Consider the following 23,932-nt stretch of genomic DNA (forward strand, 5'->3'; position numbering starts at 1 on the left):
AGGTGGCCTTTTTTTATACCTATGAAAAACATACAGGTGCTTATGCCATGATTGCTTATCATTTATCTCAGTCAATAGGTGACAATTAACCACTCATCTATTACAATAACGACCTCCGAGAGGTGTTGCGCCATAACAGTGATTTACTGCATTAACATTCTAAAGTTATGCAATCACAGGTTATGTTAGGCTCGGTTAACTGTCGAAAGACCATGTTTTTGGTCGCTCACAGCGCAAACAACGGCACCTGCGTTTTTATTCTTTTTATCATTCGTTAACCACTGATAGGAGCATATTATGGACGCAGTGTCTACTACACCATCTGCCCATACGATCGACCCCTCTTTCACTGACTATAAAGTCGCTGATATCAGCCTTGCTGATTACGGCCGCCGTGAAATCACCCTTGCTGAAGCCGAAATGCCTGCCCTAATGGGCTTGCGTCGCCGCTACGAAGCAGACCAGCCGCTTAAAGGCGCGAAAATCGCTGGCTGTATCCACATGACCATTCAGACTGCCGTACTTATCGAGACACTAGTCGCGCTAGGTGCTGAAGTACGCTGGACATCATGTAACATCTTCTCAACTCAAGACCATGCTGCTGCGGCTATCGCTGCTGCTGGTATCTCTGTTTATGCTTGGAAAGGCGAAACAGAAGAAGAGTATGAATGGTGCCTACGTCAGCAAGTACATGTTGGCGGCGAAGCGTCAGGCCAACTTTGGGATGCTAACTTAATCTTGGATGATGGCGGTGATTTGACTGCTTTGATTCACAATGATTATGCAGAGCTGCTTGATAACATCCATGGTATCTCAGAAGAAACCACTACTGGCGTTCATCGCTTGGTTGAGATGCTTGGTAAAGGTACACTTAAAGTACCAGCCATCAACGTCAACGATGCGGTTACCAAGTCTAAAAATGATAATAAATATGGCTGCCGTCATAGCTTAAACGATGCTATCAAACGCGCTACCGATATGTTCCTTGCTGGTCGCCGCGCTTTAGTTATCGGTTATGGCGATGTAGGTAAAGGCTCTACACAAAGCTTACGTCAAGAAGGCATGATCGTACGTGTTTCAGAAGTTGACCCTATCTGTGCTATGCAGGCATGTATGGACGGTTTTGAAGTATTATCACCATACATCGACGGTGACAACACGGGCGGTGCAGCCAGCATCAACAAGCGCTTGCTTGAAGATACTGATATGATCGTCACCACGACTGGTAACTACCACGTTTGTGACCGTCATATGCTAGCAGCCCTTAAGCCTGGTGCTGTGGTATGTAACATTGGTCACTTTGACACCGAAATCGACACACAATTCATGCGTGATAACTGGCGCTGGGTTGAGATCAAGCCACAAGTGCATCAAATCTTCCGTTCAGACGATGAGAACGATTATTTGATCTTGCTTGCTGAAGGTCGCCTAGTAAACCTAGGTAACGCAACTGGTCACCCATCACGCGTGATGGACGGCTCATTTGCCAACCAAGTATTAGCTCAAATGTATCTGTTCGAAGAAAAATTCGCTGACCTGCCAGCTGACCAACGTACTGACAACCTATACGTAAAAGTATTGCCTAAAAAGTTAGACGAAGAAGTAGCTGCTGCGATGGTTGCAGGCTTTAACGGTACGCTAACTAAGCTGACCCAAAAGCAAGCTGAATATTTGGGTGTGCCAGTTGAAGGTCCATTCAAGCCTGACGCTTATAAATACTAAAAGGAGCCTGACTGTGAGTAAGCCTGCTTTCTCCTTTGAGTTCTTTCCTGCAAAGACCGAGCAAGGTCACGAAAAGCTTCTCAGCACTTATGATGAGCTTAATAAGTTGTCACCAGCTTATTTTTCGGTAACTTATGGTGCGGGCGGTTCAACCCGTAGCCGCACCTTAGATATCGTACAGGCACTAAGTGTGCGTGGTACCACTGAAATCGCGCCGCACATGTCTTGTATTGGCGATGATAAAAGTGAAATCGCTGAATTGCTCGAGTATTATAAGACTTTAGGTATTAGACGTTTAGTAGCGCTACGCGGCGACTTGCCATCAGGTCAGGTGGGCATGGGTGAACTACCATTTGCGGTAGATTTGGTAAAGTACATTCGTGAGCATTCAGGTGATCACTTCCATATCGAAGTGGCCTCCTATCCTGAAATGCACCCACAAGCGCGTAGCTTTGAGTTTGATATCGATAATCTGGTAAATAAATACCAAGCTGGTGCCAATGCGTCGATTACCCAGTTTTTCTACAACGCTGACAGCTATCTGTACTTGCGTGATAAGTTAGAGAAACGCGGTATTGACACGGTAGCTCAGCCTTTGGTCGCTGGTATCATGCCAATTACCAATTCAAGCAATCTCTTGCGTTTTGCTGATAGCTGTGGCGCCGATATTCCGCGCTATGTACGTAAGCAGTTGACGGATTTTGGTGATGATCGTAAGGCCATTCGTGAATTTGGCTTTGATGTGGTTTATCGCTTGTGTGAACGCTTGATTGCCGAGGGCGTACCTGCCATGCACTTTTATAGCATGAATAAAGTCGAGCCAAACAAACGCTTAGTAGAAGCTTTGGGATTGACTGCTTAAGCACTTAAGCATTCTATAATATCCTTTAATCATTCTTGAATACATTATTAATGACTGGCGTTTCTAGGAGCGCCAGTTTTTTATTGTCAAAATTTTGACCAATAACCCTTTACCGTTTTATTCATACACTTTATCTTATTTGATTTTTAAAAATTTCTTCACTGTGTAATAATGCTGCTCTAAAAATAATTTTCTTTATTAAGAAAAATTCTCATAAAACAAATGTCATTAATTGTCTCAAGTGATATTCTATAGATCTAATAATAACTATACTCAATCAAATAATAGGAATAAGACCACGTGCGACGTTTTTTTTATGCCGTTAACAACGACAATGCTGATGCCTCACCACTACCTAAATTGGGTGAGTTACCGCTAGGTAGCAATATCGAATTACCCGATAGTGTTGTCCATCACTGGTGCCGTGTACTACGAGCCAATATTGGTGATCAAGGGATTTTGTTCGATGGATTTGGCGGCGAATATACAGTAGAGCTACAGGCAATCAGTAAAAAAAATGCCACTGCTACTTTGCTTACACATATAGACGACGATCGTACGCCGCCTACTATCACTCAGATTGGTTTGGTAATGAGCCGCGGTGAGCGTATGGATTATGCTATTCAAAAAGCAACTGAGCTTGGAGTGACTGCCATTCAGTTGCTCAGCAGCCACCACGGTGAAGTCACATTAAAACCAGCCCAAGTTGAAAAGAAACTGGCACATTGGCAACAAGTAGCGATTGCAGCTTGTGAACAATGCGGTCTTAATCGTCCGCCCCTCATTCTTGCGCCACAATCTATCAATGAATGGCTAAGCAATACCAATTCTGACGATAAGACTACTGAGGCTACGGCTACTGACGATACAAAGGCGCAAATGGCCGTCAGTTCTATCGTTTCTGTGCTTAGTCATGATTCTTACTATCAAGTATTAGCAAACGCTGCAGATCTATGTATGCAAATGAGTGTACCAGCAGCAGGACAACCTGCCACGCCTAGCGCTCTATCTGATATTCTTAAACAACAGACCCCTTATATCAAACTGTTGATCGGGCCTGAGGGTGGTCTGAGTCACGATGAATGTCAGCAGGCAGAGAGTGTTGGATTTGAGCCTTGGCAGATCGGCACAAGAGTCTTGCGTACCGAGACTGCACCAGTGGTAGCGTTAGCTACTTTACATGCCTTAAGCACCTAGTAAAAACTGATAAGTATTAGTATGACTATCGTAGTTTTTATCTTTTATGCTTATAGTCCAAAATAAAGTCTGTTCTGTATCGTACACAGTAAAACGCGATGCTAACTCAATATTAATAAATTGATAATACGGTTCTTATTTTTATAAGCCCTTATCTTTTGTGAGCCACTATTATGAGCAATTTTGACACTATTCCAGTATCAATCAAGCAGCAGTTGATGAGTACGCTATGTGAACAGCTTGAAGACGCCATATTTGTATTAGATGATAATTTACGTTATTTAGCGGTCAATGCCAGTTATGAGCTTATGATTGGCTACAAAGAAGAGTTCTTGGTTGGTCGGCCACTTGGTATTTATGCTGCTGAGTTTTTATCAGAAGCAGAGCAGCTGATCTTAAAAGACATCAGTAAAAACCTAGACAGTCATGGATTTTACGAACTTGATTTTTCGATGATCAATCGTTATGGCGAACCTATTGATTGTCATGTCACTTATCGCAAGATTTATGTCGAGCAAACAGCCTACCATGTGGGTATGTTACGTGACATGTCATCCGTTATCAAAGACCAAAAACAGGTCGCGCATTTACTCAACTATGATCAGCTTACGGGGCTTCCTAACCGTAAGGTATTTTTAAGTCAGACAAGTGACATGCTATTGGATAGTTACCAAGAGGTTGTCCTTGTACGCTTAAACATTGATCGCTATCGTAATCTTGCCAGCCTACTAGGGCCTGATGGTGCCAATGACTTAATAAAAAACTTTGTAGAAGAAGTCGAGAAGCTCAAGCTGCATAATTTACGCTCTTTTTCTCACTTTGGTGGTGATGATTTTGCGCTACTGTTTGAGGTTAAAGATGCCAATATGGTACGTCATCAATTAGACACACTTATGCAAATGTGTGAACGCCCCTTCTCTACTGATAAGAGCCATGCGACAGATGCAAATATCTATTACCATATTTCTGTGGGTGTCAGCTGTTTTCCAAAAGATGATAACGAAGTAACCGGTTTATTGACCAAAGCAGAAAAAGCATTGGACTATGTCAAGCAGCACGGTGGCGATGATATTCGCTGGTACGATGAGACTATTGAAAGCGCCACCGCTGGTAGCTTAGAATTAGAGTCTGAGCTTAGAACGGCTACCACTGAAGGTCAATTCGTTCCTTATTATCAGCCAAAGTTCTCATTAGAAACTGGGGCTATCACAGGTTTTGAAGCATTGGTACGTTGGCAACACCCTACTCGCGGATTGCTCAAACCTGTTCATTTCATTAATGCCATTATCGCGCACAAGCTCTCCTTTGATTTATTTTCGCAACTGGCTATTAAAATCGTCAAACAACTCTCCGTTTGGCAACAGCAAGGGTTTCATCAACACGTCTGTATCAACGCTGATGCCGCAGAATTTAGCCACCCTGACTTCTTTGATATGGTCAGCACACTACTGACAGAGAATGACGTTGCTGCCCATCAGTTGCATATCGAAGTGACCGAGTCGTCTTTGATTCAGCGTCATGACAATGTAAAAAAACAGCTTAACTCGCTCAGAGAGCTTGGCGTACGTCTAGCGCTCGATGATTTCGGTACTGGTTATGCATCATTGAGCTACTTGCAAGAATACCCATTTGATTTTATCAAGATTGATAAGAGCTTTATCTCCAATATTGAAACCGATCGTACCCAGCACGCGATTGTAAAAGCCATTTTAGACTTAGCAGTCGCTTTAGATATGCAGGTCGTTGCTGAAGGTATCGAAACTGAGCAGCAGCGCGATGTGTTATTAGATATGGGTTGCCAAATTGGTCAGGGCTATTGGTTTAGCAAACCCGTGGCTGCTGATGTCGCCACTGCGATGTTGATTAAACAAAATGCTTCTGAGTAAACGCTAAGCTATTCGCTATAACTTATAACTTATAACTTATTAACCATAAGCTACTATGTTCAGACTCCTAGCATACGAGCATGTTTAATGTTTATCACGTTTATATCTGTGAAATAATTTACATGCTCGGTTCTACCAAATAGTGTTGTAATTTATACCGATGCGTTTGTCTTTATGGCGAACGCTATTTTTTTGGCTGTCGTTTTTTCATGTTAATAATAATCATATAAAGGATTATCTGTCTTAGTAACGTTAGAGTTTTCATATGCTTAATGCTGCTGCTTCCTAGCGCCTAACGTCGATTGCATAACCGATGCAAGATAGGTTCATGACTTATCAGTCCTGTCACCAAACTTGTATAATCACCTATGAAAGCCTATCTTTTATAGTGAATTTGTTAGAGCACATTTAATCTTTCTTTGACTCTGACAATCACCACTCTTTTTAACACTATTTTATGTAATCGATAGCATGGTTGACCTGCTTTACTGTTTATCATTTATTTAGATTTCCAGACTGGCTAGGTAAGAATAACGCACTAGAGGATAGTGCGACCATATGCTCATTATTGGCTATACTCGGTTACATTACAAAAAGGACAGGAAGTTATGCAATACAAAGCGCCCTTACGTGATATCCAATTCGTTATGCATGAACTACTCGATAGTGAAAGCCACTACAAAACTTTGCCTGCGTTCCAAGAAGCTGACCGCGAGCTAATGGACAGCCTATTTGAAATGGCTGCAAGCTTTGCTGAAAACGAACTGTCACCATTGAACCAAAGCGGTGATGCTGAAGGCTGTAAGTTTGACAATGGTAAAGTCACCACGCCAAAAGGCTTTAAAGAAGCTTATGACGCGTATTGTGAGCTTGGCTTCCCTGCTTTATCTGCTGAAGAAGATTTCGGTGGTCAAAACATGCCGTTCTCATTATCTACTGTCATCAATGAAATGGTTGGTACGGCTAACTGGTCATTCTCTATGTACCCTGGCCTATCACATGGTGCTATTCAAACCATCGAGCATCATGGTACTGATGAGCAAAAACAAACTTATTTAGAGAAAATGGTCACTGGCGAATGGTCAGGCACTATGTGTCTTACTGAAGCTCATGCGGGTTCTGACTTGGGTATTATCCGTACCAAAGCTGAGCCTAAAGAAGATGGTAGCTATAGCATCACTGGTCAAAAGATTTTCATCTCAGCTGGTGAGCATGACCTAACCGGTAACATTATCCACATTGTATTGGCTCGTCTACCAGGCGCACCTGCTGGTACTAAAGGTATCTCACTATTTATCGTTCCTAAAATGACAGTAAACGCAGATGGTAGCGTTGGCGAAAGCAACAATGTCGTTTGTGGCTCTATCGAACACAAAATGGGTATCAAAGCCTCTGCAACTTGTGTCATGAATTTCGATGGTGCAACAGGTTACTTGATTGGACCTGAAAACCGCGGCCTACAGTGCATGTTCACCTTTATGAACGTGGCACGTATCGGTACTGCCGTGCAAGGTTTGACTGCGGCAGAGTATGCATTCCAAGGTTCATTGACTTATGCAAAAGACCGCTTAGCAATGCGTTCACTATCAGGTACGAAAGCACCAGAAAAAGCGGCTGACCCTATCATCGTACATCCAGCTGTTCGTAACATGCTATTGACTGAAAAAGCCTTTGCTGAAGGTGGTCGTGCGCTAGTTTATTATCTCTCACACTTTGCAGATACCGTTGCAAAAGGCGAAGGCGAAGAGTTGAAGTTTGCTGATCAAATGTTGTCACTACTGACACCAATTGCTAAAGCGTTCTTGACTGAAACAGGTCTAGAAGCTGCTAACCATGGTATTCAGATTTATGGTGGTCATGGTTTCGTTAGCGAATGGGGTATGGAGCAGAACGTACGTGATACGCGCATTTCTTGCTTATACGAAGGTACCACAGAGATTCAAGCGCTTGACTTACTAGGTCGTAAAGTCTTGGGTTCACAAGGTAAGCTACTTGCGAACTTTGTAAACGTTATCCAAGAATTCTGTGAAGAAAACAAAGAAAATGACGAGATGGGTCAGTTTATCCGCCCACTTGCCAAGCATCTTAAAGAATGGGGCGATTTGACTGCACGCATCGGTATGCAAGCAACTGAAACGCCAGACGCTGTCGGCGGCGCTGCAGTAGACTATATGTATTTCAGTGGTTATGTGACCCTAGCTTACTTATGGGCGCGTATGGCACTGGTTGCTCAGACTGCTATCGCAAACGGTACTGGCGAAAAAGCATTCTATGACGCTAAAGTTAAAACGGCTCAGTTCTACTTTGCTAAGCTATTGCCACGTACTACTACGCACGTACAGCGTATCAGCACTGGTGTAGAGCCATATATGAGCATGGACGTTGATCAGTTTGCCTTTTAATTAAAGCGCCAAACTTCGCAATCGTATAATCTGAGCGGCAATATACTTCGGTATGTTGCCGCTTTGTTTTGCGTATGCTTATGACAACTATCAACATAGTTTTAACCATAGCAACTATCTATAAGCACCGACCTGTCTACCTTCTCACATTCTAGTTATCAGCAAGATGTATATAAGCACTTCAATAGCCGCTGCTAACTTTTGGTGTACGCACAATTCACGAAGAAATACACTCGCTCACAAGCTTATTTGTTAAACTTTGATTATTAATCGCTAAGGTTATACCAAGAGAACAGTTGATAATCTTAACAACTTCAATTTTAATTATTTGAACCAAAGGAATGTTTATGGCTGTTTATAATGCCCCTCTTAATGACATGCGCTTTATCTTGAATGACGTATTCAAGGCGCCAGAGTTTTGGCAAAACAACGAAAACTTGGCTCATGTCGACATGGAAACTGTCGATATGATTTTAGAAGAAATGGGAAAACTGTCAAAAAACATTCTACTACCTATTAACCGTAGCGGTGATGAAGAAGGCGCAACTTTCGAAGGCGATGGCGTCGTCACGACTCCGACAGGATTTAAAGAAGCCTATAAGCAATATGCTGAATCAGGCTGGGTTGGCTTAAGCGGTAATGCTGAATACGGCGGTCAGGGCTTCCCTAAAATGGTTACCATGCTCACCGAAGAGATGGTTTTCACTGCCAACCAATCATTTGCCCTATATCCAAACCTAACAGTCGGTGCGACGCTTTGTTTAAATGCAGCTGGCTCTGAAGAGCAAAAGCAAACTTATCTAGAAAAAATGTACAACGGCGAATGGGCGGGCACTATGTGCTTGACAGAGCCGCATGCTGGTACTGATTTGGGTATTATCAAAACCAAAGCCGTGCCTAATGATGATGGTAGCTATGATATTTCTGGTACCAAAATCTTTATCACTGGTGGTGAGCATGACCTTACTGACAATATCATTCATTTGGTATTGGCAAAAACACCTAATGCACCAGAAGGTTCAAAAGGTATCTCACTATTTGTCGTACCAAAATTCTTGGTCAATGCAGATGGTAGCTTAGGCGAGCGCAATACGTTAGCTGTCGGTTCTATCGAACACAAAATGGGTATCAAAGCCTCTGCGACTTGTGTCATGAACTTTGATAACGCTAAAGGCTGGATGGTTGGCGCGGAAAACACTGGTCTATCATCAATGTTCATCATGATGAACTACGAGCGTGTCACTATGGGCTTGCAAGGCCTTGGTGGTTCTGAGCTTGCCTATCAAAATGCAGCGTTATATGCCAATGACCGCGGTCAAGGCCGTAGCGATACCCAGCTACAAAGCCCAGAAAAACCTGCTGATGCTATTATTCATCATGCTGACGTCCGTCGTATGCTATTGAATGCTAAAGTAAATACTGAAGCGTCGCGCTGTTTTGCGATGTACGTTGCCAAAAATCTTGATGAAGAGAAGTTTAGTACCGATCCTGAGTCAGCCAAAGCGGCGGCAGCGCGTGTTGCCCTACTGACACCGGTTGCTAAAGCGTTCCTGACTGATAAAGCACTAGAAGCAACTGTTGATTGTCAGCAAGTCTTTGGTGGTCATGGCTATATCCGCGAATGGGGTATGGAGCAGATCGTTCGTGATACCCGTATTGCGCAGATTTATGAAGGCACTAACGGTATTCAAGCGCTTGACTTGTTAGGTCGTAAAGTTGCTCGTAACAACGGCAAGTACGTCACTCATTTCTTAGGTGAGATTCGTGACTTTGTTAACAACATGCAAGCAGACCACGCTATCAAACAAGCTACGTTAAATGCAGCAGATACCATCGAAGAGCTAACCACCACTGTGCTTAACAATATCGGCGAACGCAAAAACGAAATCAATGGCTGTGCGGTTGACTACATGCATGCGTTTGGCTACCTCGCCTACTCGTACATGTTTGCGTTGATGGTAGAAGCCGCTAATGGCAAAGAAGGCGAGTTTTATACCAATAAAGCCAAGCTTGCTGACTATTTCGTCGGTCGTGTCTTACCACGTATCGATGCTCATGCACAAATGGTCAAAGCTGGTAGTGACCCAATGATGAACTTTGATCTTGCCTATTTCGACGTTCCTGCAAGCTAAGTTAGCTTTAAAACTAACCTAAAATACCTTGATTAAAAGGACAGTCGTGTTACTGTCCTTTTTTTTGTCAAAATAACTGCTAACAAAATAATTCAATATCAATTGGCAGTTCCGATTAAAATAACGCAAGACAAGATGTCGCTCGACTACAATTGAACGATTGGCAAACATCACTCAACCACTTATACCGACTTAAATAATAAAAACGATTGAAACAACCATGATAAAGGGTGCGACGTGTCAGAATTAAAACGCATTTTACAACAGATTACCGCTTTGAGCGACGTGCCAGATCCTGCGGTACTCAAACGCTTGATTGATGAGCTACGAGTCAGTGATAAAGAACCTGCATTGGCCAACGAAAAAATTCAATCCCTTATTGATATCATACATCAGCATCCAGAATATGGAGATGGGCTGTCTAGTTTTGTACTAAAACTGATTATCCAATATCGGCAAATTGCCCTGTATACCGACACTGGTATTATGTCCGACCAAGGATTCTTCAACAGTTTACGCCGTTTGATTGGCCATCGGTTTTTACCATTATTGCCACAAGATGACTCTGTCGTTGAGCTGGTGGGCTACTTATTTAATAAACGCTCTGATGAACGCTGGCTGGCCAATATCGAAAAGGAAAAATGGGACAAACTGGTTGAGCTGGTTCGCGTAGAAGAGAAACACTTAAATCTAGTGGCTACCGCAAAAAACAGTATTTTAAACGCCATTATCATTTTGTCTTATCGCATCAGCGGTATCGGCTTGCATCCTGATTTGATGGAGTCCTATCCGCAGATACTGAACTATTCCGCATCTTTTGTTGCACAAAATCAAGAAGCCGTACTCTTTGTCAATCAATATCGTCAAGCACATGAGCTTGATACCTTGACAGATATTACGCCTGAGCAAGCAGTCGACCCTGCACCCCTATTGGTTATGCTCGAACAGTGCGAAGATATCGTCGCTACCGTACGCAAGCGGATTTATAAAACTGGTATCTCTATTCGTTTGACTAATATGATGCTGCGTTTGGATCAAAGCTTGCAGCGTATGCGGATTTTGACTGAGTTGGTCACAGACGATAATCAAAAGCGAGATCGTGCTGTTATTGAACTGATACAGGCGCTCATCACTACAGCCAACCAGCGCTATAGTATTGGTTATTTGATTGATAACAATACCAAACTACTCTCTCGCAAAGTCACAGAAAATGCTAGCCGCGTCGGTGAGCATTATATTAGTACCGACAAAGCTGGCTATCAAAAGATGCTCAAAAAAGCCTCTATTGGTGGCTTTATCATTGCATTTATGGCAACCATAAAAATACTGGCATATCACTTAGCGCTCGCGCCCATGGGTCGCGCTTTCATCAACAGTATGATCTATGGTTTGGGCTTCGTATTTATTCATGTTATTCGCGGCACAGTCGCGACCAAGCAGCCAGCCATGACCGCTGCTGCAATCGCTTCTACCATTTCTGAAGGATCTGGTAAAAAATCGCATCAGTTGACCAAGCTATCAGAATTGGTGGTTGATATCTTGCGCACCCAGTTTATCGCTATTATGGGTAACGTCATGCTAGCCGTACCCGTCGCTTTGATTATCTCTTTTGCTTGGTTGCAATATACTGGCGCGCCAATGATCGATACCGAAAAAGCAGGACACCTGCTACATGATCTCGACCCGTTCCACTCATTAGCACTTCCCCATGCTGCCATTGCTGGGGTTTACCTGTTCTTATCTGGTTTGATTGCCGGTTATTACGATAACTTGGCAGTTTATAACAACGTAGGCGCGCGTATACAACGTCACAGATTGTTGAAATACATATTACCTAGCTCATGGCTTCAGCGTTTAGGCGGCTTTATAGAAGCCAATTTGGGCGCTATCATGGGTAACTTCTTATTCGGAGTGTTTTTAGGTAGTACCGCGACTATTGGTTATATCTTCGGCTTACCAATTGATATTCGTCACATTGCCTTCGCTTCAGCAAACTTGGCACACGGGCTATTTAATATATCTGCTGATGACATCAGCTGGAGCCTCATCCTAATTTCTATACTTGGTGTGGCACTTATTGGTCTGGTCAACTTAATCGTTAGCTTTTCACTGGCACTGTTTGTCGCCTTACGTTCTAAAGAAGTTCGATTTTTTGAATGGAGTCGCCTCACAAAACTGGTATTTGGCCATATTATTAGTCATCCGTCTGATTTTTTCTGGCCACGTGATAAGCCAATGAAATATGCGCGTATCGATAGTCAGGGCCATATGATATTTGATGATACTTCAGCACAAAAAAATGGCAAATCCATACCAAGTAATTATGTGGTAAGGCGTCTGTCTGATGTCAGAATCCTGCCTGAATCTAAACATGCTGATGCTCAACATTCACAGACCAACACCGACATCAACTATGAAAAGCAGCCGACAGATGAGCATACGCAGCCGTATAGCTCTCCTGAAAAAGTAATGGATCTGGATGATGGTTTAGTCGATGACGAACTAAACAGTGTTCCTTATACCGATGATATTCAATACGATAAGGCCACCAAAACGATAAGTGCGATTGATAGCGACGCTGTTAGTGATGAGCCACACCACACTGACTCTGATGATAAGCAAACTGGTGACGCAAAAACACCTTTACCAAAACCTAAAAAACCACCAAAGTTACCTAGTTAAATAGGTAGTTGCGGTGGCTTTATGCTCGATCAATCGTTGATATTAAAGTTATTTGTCATAAGACCTGTTATGGAAAGAAGAGCGGTTCCCTAGTTAGGGTGTGGCTGTAGCATAGATTTTCTAATTGATGACACGGCCTAGTTTATCTACGTAAGTAACCATTTTCGGCATCCTATTGTCGCCATCCATCCTACTTATCATCTCTTTAGCTTTCTTGATTTCTATACCAATACTAGTTACATATAGTGGATGCTTACTTATTCCTCTCCAAACGGCATAGTCTTCTGTAATGTCATAAAAATGATTTTTAGCGATACCGATGATGGGCTTTTTATTAGCTAGGTTGTCATACAGATATTTGCCTAATCCTGCTTTGCCTACACTATCCAAAAATACATAGCCGTCTATGATAATCACATCAAAAGGCTCTTTGATTTGGTTGATCAAGGCCAGTAAGCAAGGCATTTCTCGTTTATAGAACTGACCTGGCTCATAAGGCGCAACGTCATTAACTTCTACAATATGCTCGCTTAGAACACGGGATTGCTCAATGCCTTCAAAGCGAATACCTGCAACAGTTGCTGTAATTGCATCGATTTCTTGGCTTTCTTTATAATGTACGTCTAGAATTAGGAAAATCAATTTATTACTACCTCAAAATGTGGATGAGTTGCTTTTAATGCGTTAACTTTATCCATTTCTTTTTGATCAAAAGTATCTTTTCCAGCAAGCTGGCTATTTTTCAATTCTAACCTCTTCAAGTATGGGAGGTTAATTTTATCATTGAAAAAAATTAAGGTATCAAGATGTTCAATATCTAATACCAAGATAGACTCTGTCTCAGCAAGAGATTTATTCAATATCCATTCTCTAACTAATGACTCATTAATATCATCGCTAAGCCAAATTCTGAACCAATTGCTATTCATTTTCAATGTCTTGTAGTTCTCTAGCAATTCAAAATATTTAGGTAGAGAAAAAGGACATTTAAGATAGTCTTTTTCTTGGATTTCATTACCAGCAGCACCAAACCCTGTCACTCTATCGGTTCTAAAGTTATTGCTTACGAAAATATGCTTCAGTCTTTTATTACTATCTCTCTCGTCATACTTCCTATAAGAAAAGCTTCCAGAGTCTGTGCTTTCTTCTAAGGAAAAACATTCCGTATATACGTAGCTCCCACTCTCATAATTAGCATAATTTAATTCAAATTCATAAGGGTCTTCTTTATTTTCATACCATAATATTGAATTAAAAGTTTGTCCTTTTTCATCTGTGTATGTTTCACTTTTACATATACCATTGAAGAAAGTATAAGATATACCATGATATGGTTCACCCATGTAACGTTGCGGAATCATCCCACAACCATAGTCGTCTTCATCTATATTCCAGAAATCACTACAGTCTATTTGTGGATATGAAATAGGCTTATATTGGCAAATAGGCGTATAAAGTTTGGTTATTACACCATCTGCGACCTCGAAAACTTCTATTAAATAATTTTCTTTATCAAAAAATAAAATTCCAGTGTAAAGTTGATGCTGGTAATACCATCGGCCATCTAGTTCAGTCAATAGCGTTGATTTGAGTCGTTTCATTGCTTTATCCATATTAGTATATGACATCAATATCAGGTGCAATGGCCTTAAGTCTCTCTACTTGCTTTAAGGATGTTTTTTTATTTAGGAATATTTTTCGCAGGGAGCCAAAAATCTGTTTATTACTAAAAATATCTAAATCGTTTAAACCGTCCAGACCACTGATGTGTATTTTTTCTACATTTTTAAAGCTATTGTTTGCTACCCATATATAGAATAATTTAACTATCATATCTTCATTTATATGTAGAGATACAAACTTATCAAATATAAAATACCGATAGTTCTCGATTAACTCGTACATTTTTGGTAAAGGAATTGGGCAGTCAAGGTAGTTTCTTGAGGTAAGAATGTTGCCTATGATTGTTAATTTACCTATTGTATTTTCCTTCCATATATACTTGATAGAAATCTCCTCAAGTTGATTGGTTTCTTTACAAGTTTTACCATACCCAAAAGTTACATATTCTTTACTAGTGTTCGAATAATCGAAACCTGACTGCTTATCCTCATATCGAAGCTCAAACATGAATGGTTCATAGGTTTGGGTCTTCCACATGATCTGATTTTCTGTTTCGCCATTTTCAATGGTATAGATCTCTCTATCGCAGATACCTTCATCAAAGGTATATGACATACCTTGATATAACTTATCTTGATAAAGTTGCGGTATTGTTCCACAACCATACTCGTCTTCATCTTCATTACAAAACCCTGAAGAGTCTATTTGAATAGGTGAAGATAGCCCTATCTGACACGGTGAGACATACGGTTTACCAATCTCTCCGTTTTTAACTTCATAAGCTTCAAGTTGATGGTCAGGTTTATCAAAGAAGATAATGCCTGTGTATAGCTTATCGCGCTGATACCATTTACCCTTCTGATACCATTTACCGTTACTTTTATTTAACAATGTTGATTTCAATCGTTGCATATTACTCATGTTAATCTTCTCTTAAAGAGGAGTTATTAATCGTGCTAGAAGAAACGGTAATGCTAGAAGGACTCATTTTGAGAAATATATGGCGAACCAATCAGGTTCTTTCAATGGTTTGGTACCCTAGTGAGGACTTGAATGTTTGGCTGTGGGCTAACGGTATCAACGTTTTAACTAGCTGAAATAGTCACAGTGTACTTCATGGTGTACTTATCATATATATTCTGTTCGTGATCTGTGCGCTATAAAGGCTTCGAACGCGAAAAATAGCCTCCATAATGAAAAAAGCGATAGCGTATTTCACCATTATCAAGCTATACAATCGATATAGAGTAGTATAAGAAAAAAAATCCAATCTTGCCAAAGATAACTAGCCACTACTATTTTTTAGACTTCGTAATGGCATAGTATCCCTACAGCAACATATTCAAATATGCTATCAACTCATTATCAATAAGAGTCCTATTTGCAATATTTATATTGCAAATAGGATTTTCAGGTGTTGTTCATACTGCGCAATATCATGATCAATGGTCGGATTCTTAATGGCATCATTCACCATGAATGTTGGCATTGGCTCCATTCCTAGAAACTGATATGCCTTATGAGTAGCGATATATACGCCATCAACGCCAACACCTTCAAAGAACTGCTCGGGATCAGTGAATGCTTCTGTAGGTGCATTCCAAGTTACTGAAAGCATATACTGTTTACCTTGCAGCAGACCACCAGAACCATATTTATCTTCTGAGTTTTGACGAGAACGTCCATCACTTTGATAGAGACTGCCATGACCAATGGTGAAAATCTCATCAATATATTTTTTGACTGTCCATGGCACACCCATCCACCAAGCAGGAGCTTGTTGAATGATGATATCTGCCCACAGCCATTTTGCAATTTCATCCTCAATGTCATAACCTGCATCAATGTTGGTCACTTTTACGTCGTGACCTAAACTGAGTAATTGTTGCTCAGCGATATTGGTCAGGGTGTCATTGAGCTCACCTGTTGAATGAGCAAAACGTTTGCTACCATTTAATATCAATATTTTTTTCATTATCAGCTGCCTTGTACAAATTAGATAGATGGATCCCAAATAGGTGCCAAACCTTCAGGGTTGACTTCACGACTATTGGTATCGAGTTGGTCAATTTTCATTAATTGCTCATCGCTCAATGTGATGCCTTGTGCTGCTAAGTTGCTCGCTAGGTTTTCTCTTTTAGTTGAAGAGGGAATCACAGCGTAGCCCTTAGCGAGTGCCCACGCTAAGATCACCTGTGCTGGTGTCTGTTGATTGTGATTGGCTATTTCTTGAATGATAGGATCTTTTAAAGCTTTGCCATATGCCAGTGTCATATATGAAGTCACGTTAATACCTTGCTGCTTCATAAAACTTACCAAGCGGCGATTTTGTAGATAAGGGCTTAACTCTATTTGATTGGTCTCAATGTTTTCAGCGCCTATTACTGCTATAGCTCGTTTTAACAAATCAATATTGAAGTTAGAAACCCCTATTTTTTTGGTGAGGCCTAATTTTTTTGCTTCGAGTAAAGCTATCATATACTCTTCGACAGCTACTGGGCTTGAAGGCGCTGGCCAGTGGATCAATGTCAAATCTACAGCATCGACATTTAATTTTTTTAAGCTGGCTTTTAAGCTAGGAATGAGCTTTTCTTTTGATAAGTTATCAACCCAAATCTTAGTGGTTAGATATATTGAGTCAGAAGATATACCGCTATTTTTGATAGCAATACCGATAGCCTCTTCGTTATCGTATGCTTGCGCCGTATCTATCGCTCGATATCCTAAATCTAAGGCGTTTGTCACAGAGTGTATAACCGTATCACCTTGTAATCTAAAGGTACCTAAACCGAATTTTGGTAGTGTCATATGCTTTACCTATATTTTATCTATGAAAGTTATCGTTGGATTGGCAATCATTATATAGACGCTTATAATTGATAAGAAGGCACAAAAAATCAAAATACTCTTGCATAAGGATCAATAATGAAAGTTACGATTAATGAGCTTGATACTTTTGTTAGTATTGTTGATGAGGGCACAATCAGTCAGGCCGCTGAACACTTAGGGGTTACGGTTTCAGCAGTAAGCAGAGCGTTATCAAGGTTAGAAAAGAAACTAAATACCTCACTATTTAGGCGCACAACACGGCGTTTGGAGCTGACACAGGAGGGTGAAAAATATCTGGAACGTGTGCGGAGTATTCTCAGTGACTTAGAAGATGCGGGAGATATGATGGTGAAGAATAAAGAGGTGCCATCTGGTAAGTTGCGTATTGATGCAGCTACTCCTTTTATGTTGCATGTGATTGCACCATTGATCGATAAATATAGTAATGCTTACCCACAAATCGATATCGAGTTGGTCAGTAATGAAAGTTTAGTAGATTTATTAGAAGCACGCACAGATGTGGCCGTTCGTATCGGCGAACTAAAAGATTCTTCATTGAGTGCCACACCACTAGGCTTAAGTCAGATTCGTATTTTAGCCAGTCCTGTTTATTTGAAAAAACACGGTACGCCTAAAATTGTGGAAGACTTGGTCCATCATCAGTTATTAGGTTTTAATTCATTGGAGAAATTAAATGATTGGCCTATCTACGATGCTGCTAATAATTTATTTCATATTCATACGAATATAAAAGCGGATAGTGGCGAGACGCTAAGACAGCTTGCTTTATGCGGGATCGGTATAGTGTGTTTGTCTGATTTTATGACTTATCAAGATATCCAAAAAGGAGATTTGATTCAGCTATTTGAGTCTAGTACGATCAAAATGCAACAGCCTATTAATCTGGTTTACTACAAAAATAGAAAGTTGTCAGAACGTGTTAGCTCATTTATTGAGTTTTTGAAGGCGGAAGTGACGCTTTAAGATGAGTAAAAAATAGAATGATAAAAAATGCTTCAGGCCGTATGCTGCACTGATAGTTATTTATTCAACTAAGACTTGAATAAGGTATACCCCCAAGGGAACCAGATGTTTCACCTTTTAAACCTATTAACATACCATCTAAAACAGACTGCTATAATGGAACCACTTATAACAGACTGTTTATTTAGCCTTGTATATTAAGACGCTTATAATCTTCATTATGGGCTCGGGCACTGTGCGCTTGAGGTTGTTACCTTGCCATCACCCAATCTATAAGCCAATAGATAATTACCCCACACGCAGCCACCGTCGAGTGCGCGCGCATGTGGTAAATCAATCTCGCCTTTTAGCGCAGCCCAATGACCAAATAGTATCTTACGAGTGCTCGGTACTTGCCACTCAAACCAAGGTAAAAAATCGGTTGGCATAGCCTCATTTAAACCTGCTGAAAAACTAAACTCAAGCGACCCATCCTGCTTACACAAGCGCATGCGCGTAAAGTAATTAGCAATCGCCCTCAATTTAGTAAATCCTTCGATATCTGCATGCCATTCATCTGCTTCTTTGCTATATAGATTCGGTAGCAATTGGTCGAGCTGCTCCAAACTACTTTGCAACTGAGCTTCCAATTGTTGTGCATATCCTGCGGCGGCTTCAATACTCCAATGCGGTGGAATACCCGCATGTACCAACACCGTATGCTCATCAGGATAGGCTAATATCGGCTGCCTACGTAACCATTCGAGCAACTCATCACAATCATCTGCAGCAAAGATAGGTGCGGTTTTGTCTTTATTTTTAAGCTTGGCTGCTCCGCGCCAGACTGCTATCAAATTAAGATCATGATTGCCCAATACCGTTGCCGCTGCGCCCTGCTCACACAACGCTTTGACATGACGCAGCGTGTTCAATGAGTCCTCGCCGCGTGCTACCAAATCACCAGCAAACCATAATTTGTCTTGGGCAGGATCGAAATCCAGTGTTTTTAGCAATTGTAGATACGCAGCATAGCAACCTTGTAAGTCACCGATAACATACTGATGGCGAAAACTCATAATACCTCAACGATTTAAACCCGATAGTTAAAGACAGCTCGATAAGAAATAAATACTTAAGTGCTAATCATAAAAATAAAGCATAAAAAACCGCCATTATAATTGACGGTTAGTAGCATGCTTTTATTTATCCAAAATACACTATACGTCTAGCTGTTGTGAATGATTGCTTAGGTTCACAAAGTCTGTGACGCTTAATGTCTCAGGTCGTGCCTGCGGATCGATACCACAAGCCGCAAAATCGTCTTCGCTCAATGTCGGCAGCAACGTTGATTTTTTAAAGATAGCCCGTAGCGTCTTGCGACGATGGTTAAAAGTCTCACGCACGACAATAGCAAAATGCTCTTCATCATTTGCGACTACTGGTTTGTTGATATGCGGCGTCAGGCGGAACACGGCACTAGTCACCTTTGGTGGTGGATTAAACGCACCGCGAGGAACGGTCAGCAAATAATCTGTATCACAATGGTACTGCATGATGACCGATAAACGGCCATAGGTCTTGCTACCCACATCGGCTGTAATACGCTCGACCACTTCTTTTTGCAACATAAAATGCATGTCTTGAATCACATCGGCATAGCTAAGCAGATGAAATAAGATAGGCGTTGAGATGTTATACGGCAGGTTACCCACTACGCGCAGCTTACCGCGCTCTTCACTATATAGCTCACGGTAGTCCACATGCATCGCGTTGTCTTTGATAATCTCAAAGTTTGGATGGCTATTGGCACCGATACGAATACGCAAGCTATCTGCCAAATCGCGATCCAGCTCCACGACTGTCATTGCATCTACTTCTGCCAATAACGGCTCGGTCAATGCGCCCATACCAGGTCCAATCTCGATCAAATTGTCATCGCGCTCTAGACGAATACTTTCGACGATTTCGCGAATGACGCTAGTATCATGCAAGAAGTTTTGGCCAAAGCGTTTACGCGGCTGATGTTTGGCAGCACGTAAGCTGTTAGAAATAGTTTGAGCATCAAATGAAGTTTTGGACATAAAAGAGTCTTAATGTATAAAAGAGAAATGGGCAATGATAATGTAATAGCAGCAATGTTTTAGCTTTATAATGATAAATTATACCACAGCTCATAATTAGGCTGTGTTTTTGAATAATTATTATCGATAGACGAGCCATACGCAATTGGTTATGTTTCACCTTTTGAGTTTGAAAAGCGGTATTATGATAATTTAACCCTGTCAGGTATTGCTACCTGACTCTAGTAAGCCAGTCTCTGGTATAGTCGAGGCGGTTTAGCCCTACGCGATCGTCAGCTCGCTAAATAAATACCCTTAGGGAGTTCACATATGATCCTGAAACTTAACGTCACACTCCATTATCGACTCTCAGAGCCAATGGATCTTTTGCTTCAGATCGAAGCTGCCGATCTTGCGGATCAACGGGTACGGTCAGCCGAGATTTGGACATCTGACGTTGCGCATTTTTCACGGGTTACCGCCGATGATGGCATAGGAGAGCGGATTTGGATTCACGCTGAAGGGGATTTTAGCTGCACTTATCTCGCAGAAATCGCCGTTGACCGTCCTGCCTTAGACATATCGGCACTGTCCCAAACGCCCCTGCATCTTTTGCCCGGAGAGACAATCAGGCATTTGATGCCGTCTCACTATTGCCCATCCGAACAGTTCCATGCCTTCGTGGACGCCGAGTTTGGCAATCTCGCTGGCGGCGCACGGATTGCCGCGATGCGCGACTGGATCGAGTCGGCATTTAGCTATGTACCCGGATCGAGCCATGCACAAACCACCGCGCTCGACAGCTTTGCTCAACGTCAGGGCGTATGCCGCGACTTTGCGCATGTTCTCGTAACACTAGCGCGCGCGTCGTCGATACCAGCTAGGTTTGTGAGCGTATATGCGCCCGACGTGACACCACAAGACTTTCATGCCGTGGCCGAGGTCTATCTTGAAGGGAGCTGGCACCTCATTGACCCGACTGGCATGGCAGGTGCCGACACAATGGCCCGCATCGGTGTTGGGTCCGATGCGTCCAGCGTCGCGTTTTTAACTTCGTTCGGATCCATGGAGCTGGTCAACCAGTCGGTATCCGTGACCAGACAATCTTAGGAACCTGACCCTAGGCTTTCGAGCCTGCGTTTAAGACCATAACCGCCGCCATAATATGAAGGAGGTGGCAGCGGTTTTGGTCCATCGGCTTCTCGCTCTTCCATTCTTCACCGTGCAGATGAAAGTTTTCGTTCAACGGATCAAGGTCATGGTAGGAGAACATCTCAGGCTGTGTTTTTCAGATATTTTATCTACAAACTATCTCAAATGTAGCGCAACCAACATAGCAGCTCTTTGCTCTCGTATCATTTAACATGAAAGTCTTTCTAGGGAAGCAACAGTGGCTCCCTAGTGAGGACTTAGGTCTTTGACTGTAGGCTAATGGTAGTTATGGTTCGAGTGCTCTGGATAGTCGTCGTACTCTTTATAAGCGATCACATCAAATCGGGGATTATCTTACTTTATTTTAAAAAGATTATTCAAAGATGGCACAGTGAGTTAATCACCATTTCATAATACCTCGTGTCACCTTGATACTGCCAACAAGCGTTGAACCTTCATAATCTTTAGTTAATCGTAGCAATGTGCTTTGAAAACCCAAATTGGGAAAGGCTGCTTCGACCTGTTTAATAACAGCTTTACTCATGCCCTTACGAATATGGCCTTTTGATATGTCAACCCAGTCTGCTTTTCGACAAGCCTCAATAACTGCCTCATTTTTACCAGAATAAGGGGTGATTTTGTGATGCCAGTGAATTGCATTACGAAGTAGTTGAGGATCAAATCCCCAGTCATATTTTTCATTATCTGCAAGTGCAACTGCTTCAGAGGGTTCCAAATAAGCCAGTTTATGATCTGTCCATAATCCTATGTCATGATAGGCAAATATTGTTTCAATTAAAGCCTCATACTCAGGTTCGTTGTCCAAAAAATGCATGGCATAAGTAATGGCACGATAAACATGGTTACGATAGCCTGGGAAGTCCTTATCAATCAGATGCTTATAACGTGCAAGGATTTCTTCCACTCGAGATCGTACTAGTTTGATTTCAATATCAGACATAGCTTACACTCCTATTTTTATCAAGAAACCTTAATCTAGCAAGCCTATTTCAAAAGTTAAATACTTTTTTAAGCGATATAGATGATTATATGTATCAATAGAACCACTTACATTACGTTTAATTATTCATAAGTAGGTATTACTCACACTAAAACCATCAAGTACGATGTGAACAATACCTATTAGGCGATGAGTCATAACAGAGGTATATCAATGAGTAAGCGACTTATCCGCCATCTCATTAGCCATATTTAGTGCTTGGTATAAGCTAGTCGCACTCGCACTGCCGCTTCCTGCCAAGTCTAGTGCCGTACCATGATCGACAGAAGTACGAATATAAGGCAAGCCTAAGGTTAGATTGACCGTATCACCAAAACCGTGCGATTTTAATACTGGCAATCCTTGATCGTGATACATGGCAATGACCGCATCACAGTTTGCTAAATGTCTGGTAGTAAATAACGTATCCGCTGGCATTGCCTCTGAAATATTGACGCCCATATTGATAAACTCGTTGAGTACTGGATTGATAATTTCAATTTCTTCCATACCCAAATGGCCGCCCTCGCCTGCATGTGGATTGAGGCCGCAAACCAGGATACGAGGCTGCGCGAGACCAAACTTTTCTCTCATGTCATCGATGACGATTTGTACCGTTTGGCGTACATTGTCCGCAGTAATCGCAGCAGGGATGTCCTTCAACGGCAAATGTGTAGTGACAAGCGCTACTTTCATCGCTTGATTGGCAAGCATCATGACCACTTTCTCACAGCCACTTTGCTGCATAAAAAACTCAGTATGACCACTAAACATGGTGCCATCTAACAGCTTAATACCGGCATCTATCAGCGCTGATTTTTGCAAGGGACCTGTGACGATAGCGGCGACTGTTCCATTTACTGCTAACTGATGAGCAATGTCTAATTGCTGAGCCACCATCGCTGAGTTAGCAGTATTGATTTGCCCGCCAGTAACTCGTTCTGTACAAGGAACATTAAGCAAAATAAAAGCACTATCAGCGTTGATATCTTGCTGTGATATCTGCGCCACCAAATTAACATCGAAATTATCGGCATTTATATCTGTATTGATAGTATGCCAACTAGGCGTACTATCAAAAACGCCAGCTGTAACCAACTCATCTGCACGCACTTGCATCGCGCTTGCATCAGCGGTCACCCAAATCGGACGGTCAAAATCTTGCAGCTTGCCCTCTGCCGCCAAACTCAGTACGACGTCCATGCCAATACCAGCAGGCTCACCTGTCGTGATTAATAGCGGGCGCTTTTCTTCTGTCATAACAATAGCCTTTTTATTTAAATTACTGATTTTATTATATTTATAATTATTATTCTAAGTTTTTATACTTAGATATTGTATGGTATTTCTTAGTTCATGAAAAACAATCAATTCAGATTTAGTGCTTTATCAAGTCTAAAAAACCACATTATGTGTTAAACT

At 41.7% G+C, this 23,932-nt stretch carries 18 protein-coding genes; 9 read left to right on the forward strand and 9 right to left on the reverse strand.

The window, feature by feature from the left end; translation table 11 throughout:
- Nucleotides 1–297 precede the first annotated feature (297 nt).
- From ahcY to ACQKC9_RS00995, 7 genes are all read left to right on the forward strand, one after another.
- Nucleotides 298–1,722: an adenosylhomocysteinase gene (gene ahcY, locus ACQKC9_RS00965; protein ID WP_101204984.1), complete on the forward strand. Its 1,425-nt coding sequence runs from the start codon at nucleotides 298–300 to the stop codon at nucleotides 1,720–1,722.
- A 13-nt stretch (nucleotides 1,723–1,735) separates the two neighbouring features.
- Nucleotides 1,736–2,584, forward strand: coding sequence for a methylenetetrahydrofolate reductase [NAD(P)H] (metF, locus tag ACQKC9_RS00970; RefSeq protein ID WP_427620167.1), 849 nt, complete (start codon nucleotides 1,736–1,738; stop codon nucleotides 2,582–2,584).
- A 300-nt stretch (nucleotides 2,585–2,884) separates the two neighbouring features.
- Entirely contained in the window at nucleotides 2,885–3,781 is an 897-nt protein-coding gene (locus tag ACQKC9_RS00975; RefSeq protein ID WP_427620168.1) for a 16S rRNA (uracil(1498)-N(3))-methyltransferase, read from the forward strand.
- A gap of 173 nt (nucleotides 3,782–3,954) precedes the next feature.
- Nucleotides 3,955–5,667, forward strand: coding sequence for a putative bifunctional diguanylate cyclase/phosphodiesterase (locus ACQKC9_RS00980; protein WP_427620169.1), 1,713 nt, complete (start codon nucleotides 3,955–3,957; stop codon nucleotides 5,665–5,667).
- A 608-nt stretch (nucleotides 5,668–6,275) separates the two neighbouring features.
- Nucleotides 6,276–8,069 carry an acyl-CoA dehydrogenase C-terminal domain-containing protein gene (locus ACQKC9_RS00985; protein ID WP_427620170.1) on the forward strand — a complete coding sequence of 598 codons (1,794 nt, stop codon included), beginning with the start codon at nucleotides 6,276–6,278 and terminating at the stop codon, nucleotides 8,067–8,069.
- Between the two features lie 347 nt (nucleotides 8,070–8,416).
- Entirely contained in the window at nucleotides 8,417–10,201 is a 1,785-nt protein-coding gene (locus ACQKC9_RS00990; protein ID WP_102092994.1) for an acyl-CoA dehydrogenase C-terminal domain-containing protein, read from the forward strand.
- A 237-nt stretch (nucleotides 10,202–10,438) separates the two neighbouring features.
- Nucleotides 10,439–12,883 (forward strand): site-specific recombinase, encoded by a 2,445-nt coding sequence (locus ACQKC9_RS00995; RefSeq protein WP_427620171.1) that lies wholly within the window; start codon nucleotides 10,439–10,441, stop codon nucleotides 12,881–12,883.
- A 120-nt stretch (nucleotides 12,884–13,003) separates the two neighbouring features.
- On the opposite strand, the gene ACQKC9_RS01000 is transcribed toward ACQKC9_RS00995, so the two are convergent.
- The 5 genes from ACQKC9_RS01000 to dkgB form a co-directional block, all read right to left on the reverse strand.
- Nucleotides 13,004–13,525, reverse strand: a complete 522-nt coding sequence (locus ACQKC9_RS01000) for an endonuclease V (protein WP_427620172.1) — start codon at nucleotides 13,523–13,525, stop codon at nucleotides 13,004–13,006.
- Complete coding sequence (locus tag ACQKC9_RS01005) at nucleotides 13,522–14,484, reverse strand: hypothetical protein (protein WP_427620173.1); 963 nt, start codon at nucleotides 14,482–14,484, stop codon at nucleotides 13,522–13,524. The genes ACQKC9_RS01000 and ACQKC9_RS01005 overlap by 4 nt, the downstream gene beginning before the upstream one ends.
- A gap of 13 nt (nucleotides 14,485–14,497) precedes the next feature.
- On the reverse strand, nucleotides 14,498–15,427 hold the full coding sequence (locus tag ACQKC9_RS01010; protein ID WP_427620174.1) for a hypothetical protein: 930 nt from the start codon (nucleotides 15,425–15,427) through the stop codon (nucleotides 14,498–14,500).
- Nucleotides 15,428–15,896: 469 nt separating this feature from the next.
- Nucleotides 15,897–16,481: an NAD(P)H-dependent oxidoreductase gene (locus tag ACQKC9_RS01015; RefSeq protein ID WP_305935300.1), complete on the reverse strand. Its 585-nt coding sequence runs from the start codon at nucleotides 16,479–16,481 to the stop codon at nucleotides 15,897–15,899.
- Between the two features lie 20 nt (nucleotides 16,482–16,501).
- Nucleotides 16,502–17,314: a 2,5-didehydrogluconate reductase DkgB gene (gene dkgB, locus ACQKC9_RS01020; protein WP_372863355.1), complete on the reverse strand. Its 813-nt coding sequence runs from the start codon at nucleotides 17,312–17,314 to the stop codon at nucleotides 16,502–16,504.
- Nucleotides 17,315–17,431: 117 nt separating this feature from the next.
- Between dkgB and ACQKC9_RS01025 the strand changes: the two genes are divergently transcribed.
- On the forward strand, nucleotides 17,432–18,319 hold the full coding sequence (locus tag ACQKC9_RS01025) for a LysR family transcriptional regulator (protein ID WP_305935301.1): 888 nt from the start codon (nucleotides 17,432–17,434) through the stop codon (nucleotides 18,317–18,319).
- Between the two features lie 218 nt (nucleotides 18,320–18,537).
- On the opposite strand, the gene ACQKC9_RS01030 is transcribed toward ACQKC9_RS01025, so the two are convergent.
- Both ACQKC9_RS01030 and rsmA read right to left on the reverse strand, forming a co-directional pair.
- Nucleotides 18,538–19,374 carry a symmetrical bis(5'-nucleosyl)-tetraphosphatase gene (locus tag ACQKC9_RS01030; protein WP_427620175.1) on the reverse strand — a complete coding sequence of 279 codons (837 nt, stop codon included), beginning with the start codon at nucleotides 19,372–19,374 and terminating at the stop codon, nucleotides 18,538–18,540.
- 141 nt (nucleotides 19,375–19,515) lie between these two features.
- Nucleotides 19,516–20,379 carry a 16S rRNA (adenine(1518)-N(6)/adenine(1519)-N(6))-dimethyltransferase RsmA gene (rsmA, locus tag ACQKC9_RS01035; RefSeq protein ID WP_057760387.1) on the reverse strand — a complete coding sequence of 288 codons (864 nt, stop codon included), beginning with the start codon at nucleotides 20,377–20,379 and terminating at the stop codon, nucleotides 19,516–19,518.
- Between the two features lie 309 nt (nucleotides 20,380–20,688).
- On the opposite strand from rsmA, the gene ACQKC9_RS01040 reads away from it, so the two are divergent.
- A complete protein-coding gene (locus tag ACQKC9_RS01040; protein ID WP_427620176.1) occupies nucleotides 20,689–21,468 on the forward strand; it encodes a transglutaminase-like domain-containing protein in 780 nt (259 codons plus the stop codon).
- A gap of 442 nt (nucleotides 21,469–21,910) precedes the next feature.
- Here the strand turns inward: ACQKC9_RS01040 and ACQKC9_RS01045 are convergent, their stop codons facing one another.
- A complete protein-coding gene (locus ACQKC9_RS01045) occupies nucleotides 21,911–22,471 on the reverse strand; it encodes a hypothetical protein (protein WP_427620177.1) in 561 nt (186 codons plus the stop codon).
- 210 nt (nucleotides 22,472–22,681) lie between these two features.
- The gene (gene pdxA, locus ACQKC9_RS01050; RefSeq protein WP_427620178.1) at nucleotides 22,682–23,770 is read right to left on the reverse strand and encodes a 4-hydroxythreonine-4-phosphate dehydrogenase PdxA; all 1,089 of its coding nucleotides are present in this window, start codon (nucleotides 23,768–23,770) and stop codon (nucleotides 22,682–22,684) included.
- Between the last annotated feature and the right edge of the window lie 162 nt (nucleotides 23,771–23,932).

Source organism: Psychrobacter sp. NPDC078409 (genome assembly GCF_050268505.1).
GTDB lineage: Bacteria > Pseudomonadota > Gammaproteobacteria > Pseudomonadales > Moraxellaceae > Psychrobacter.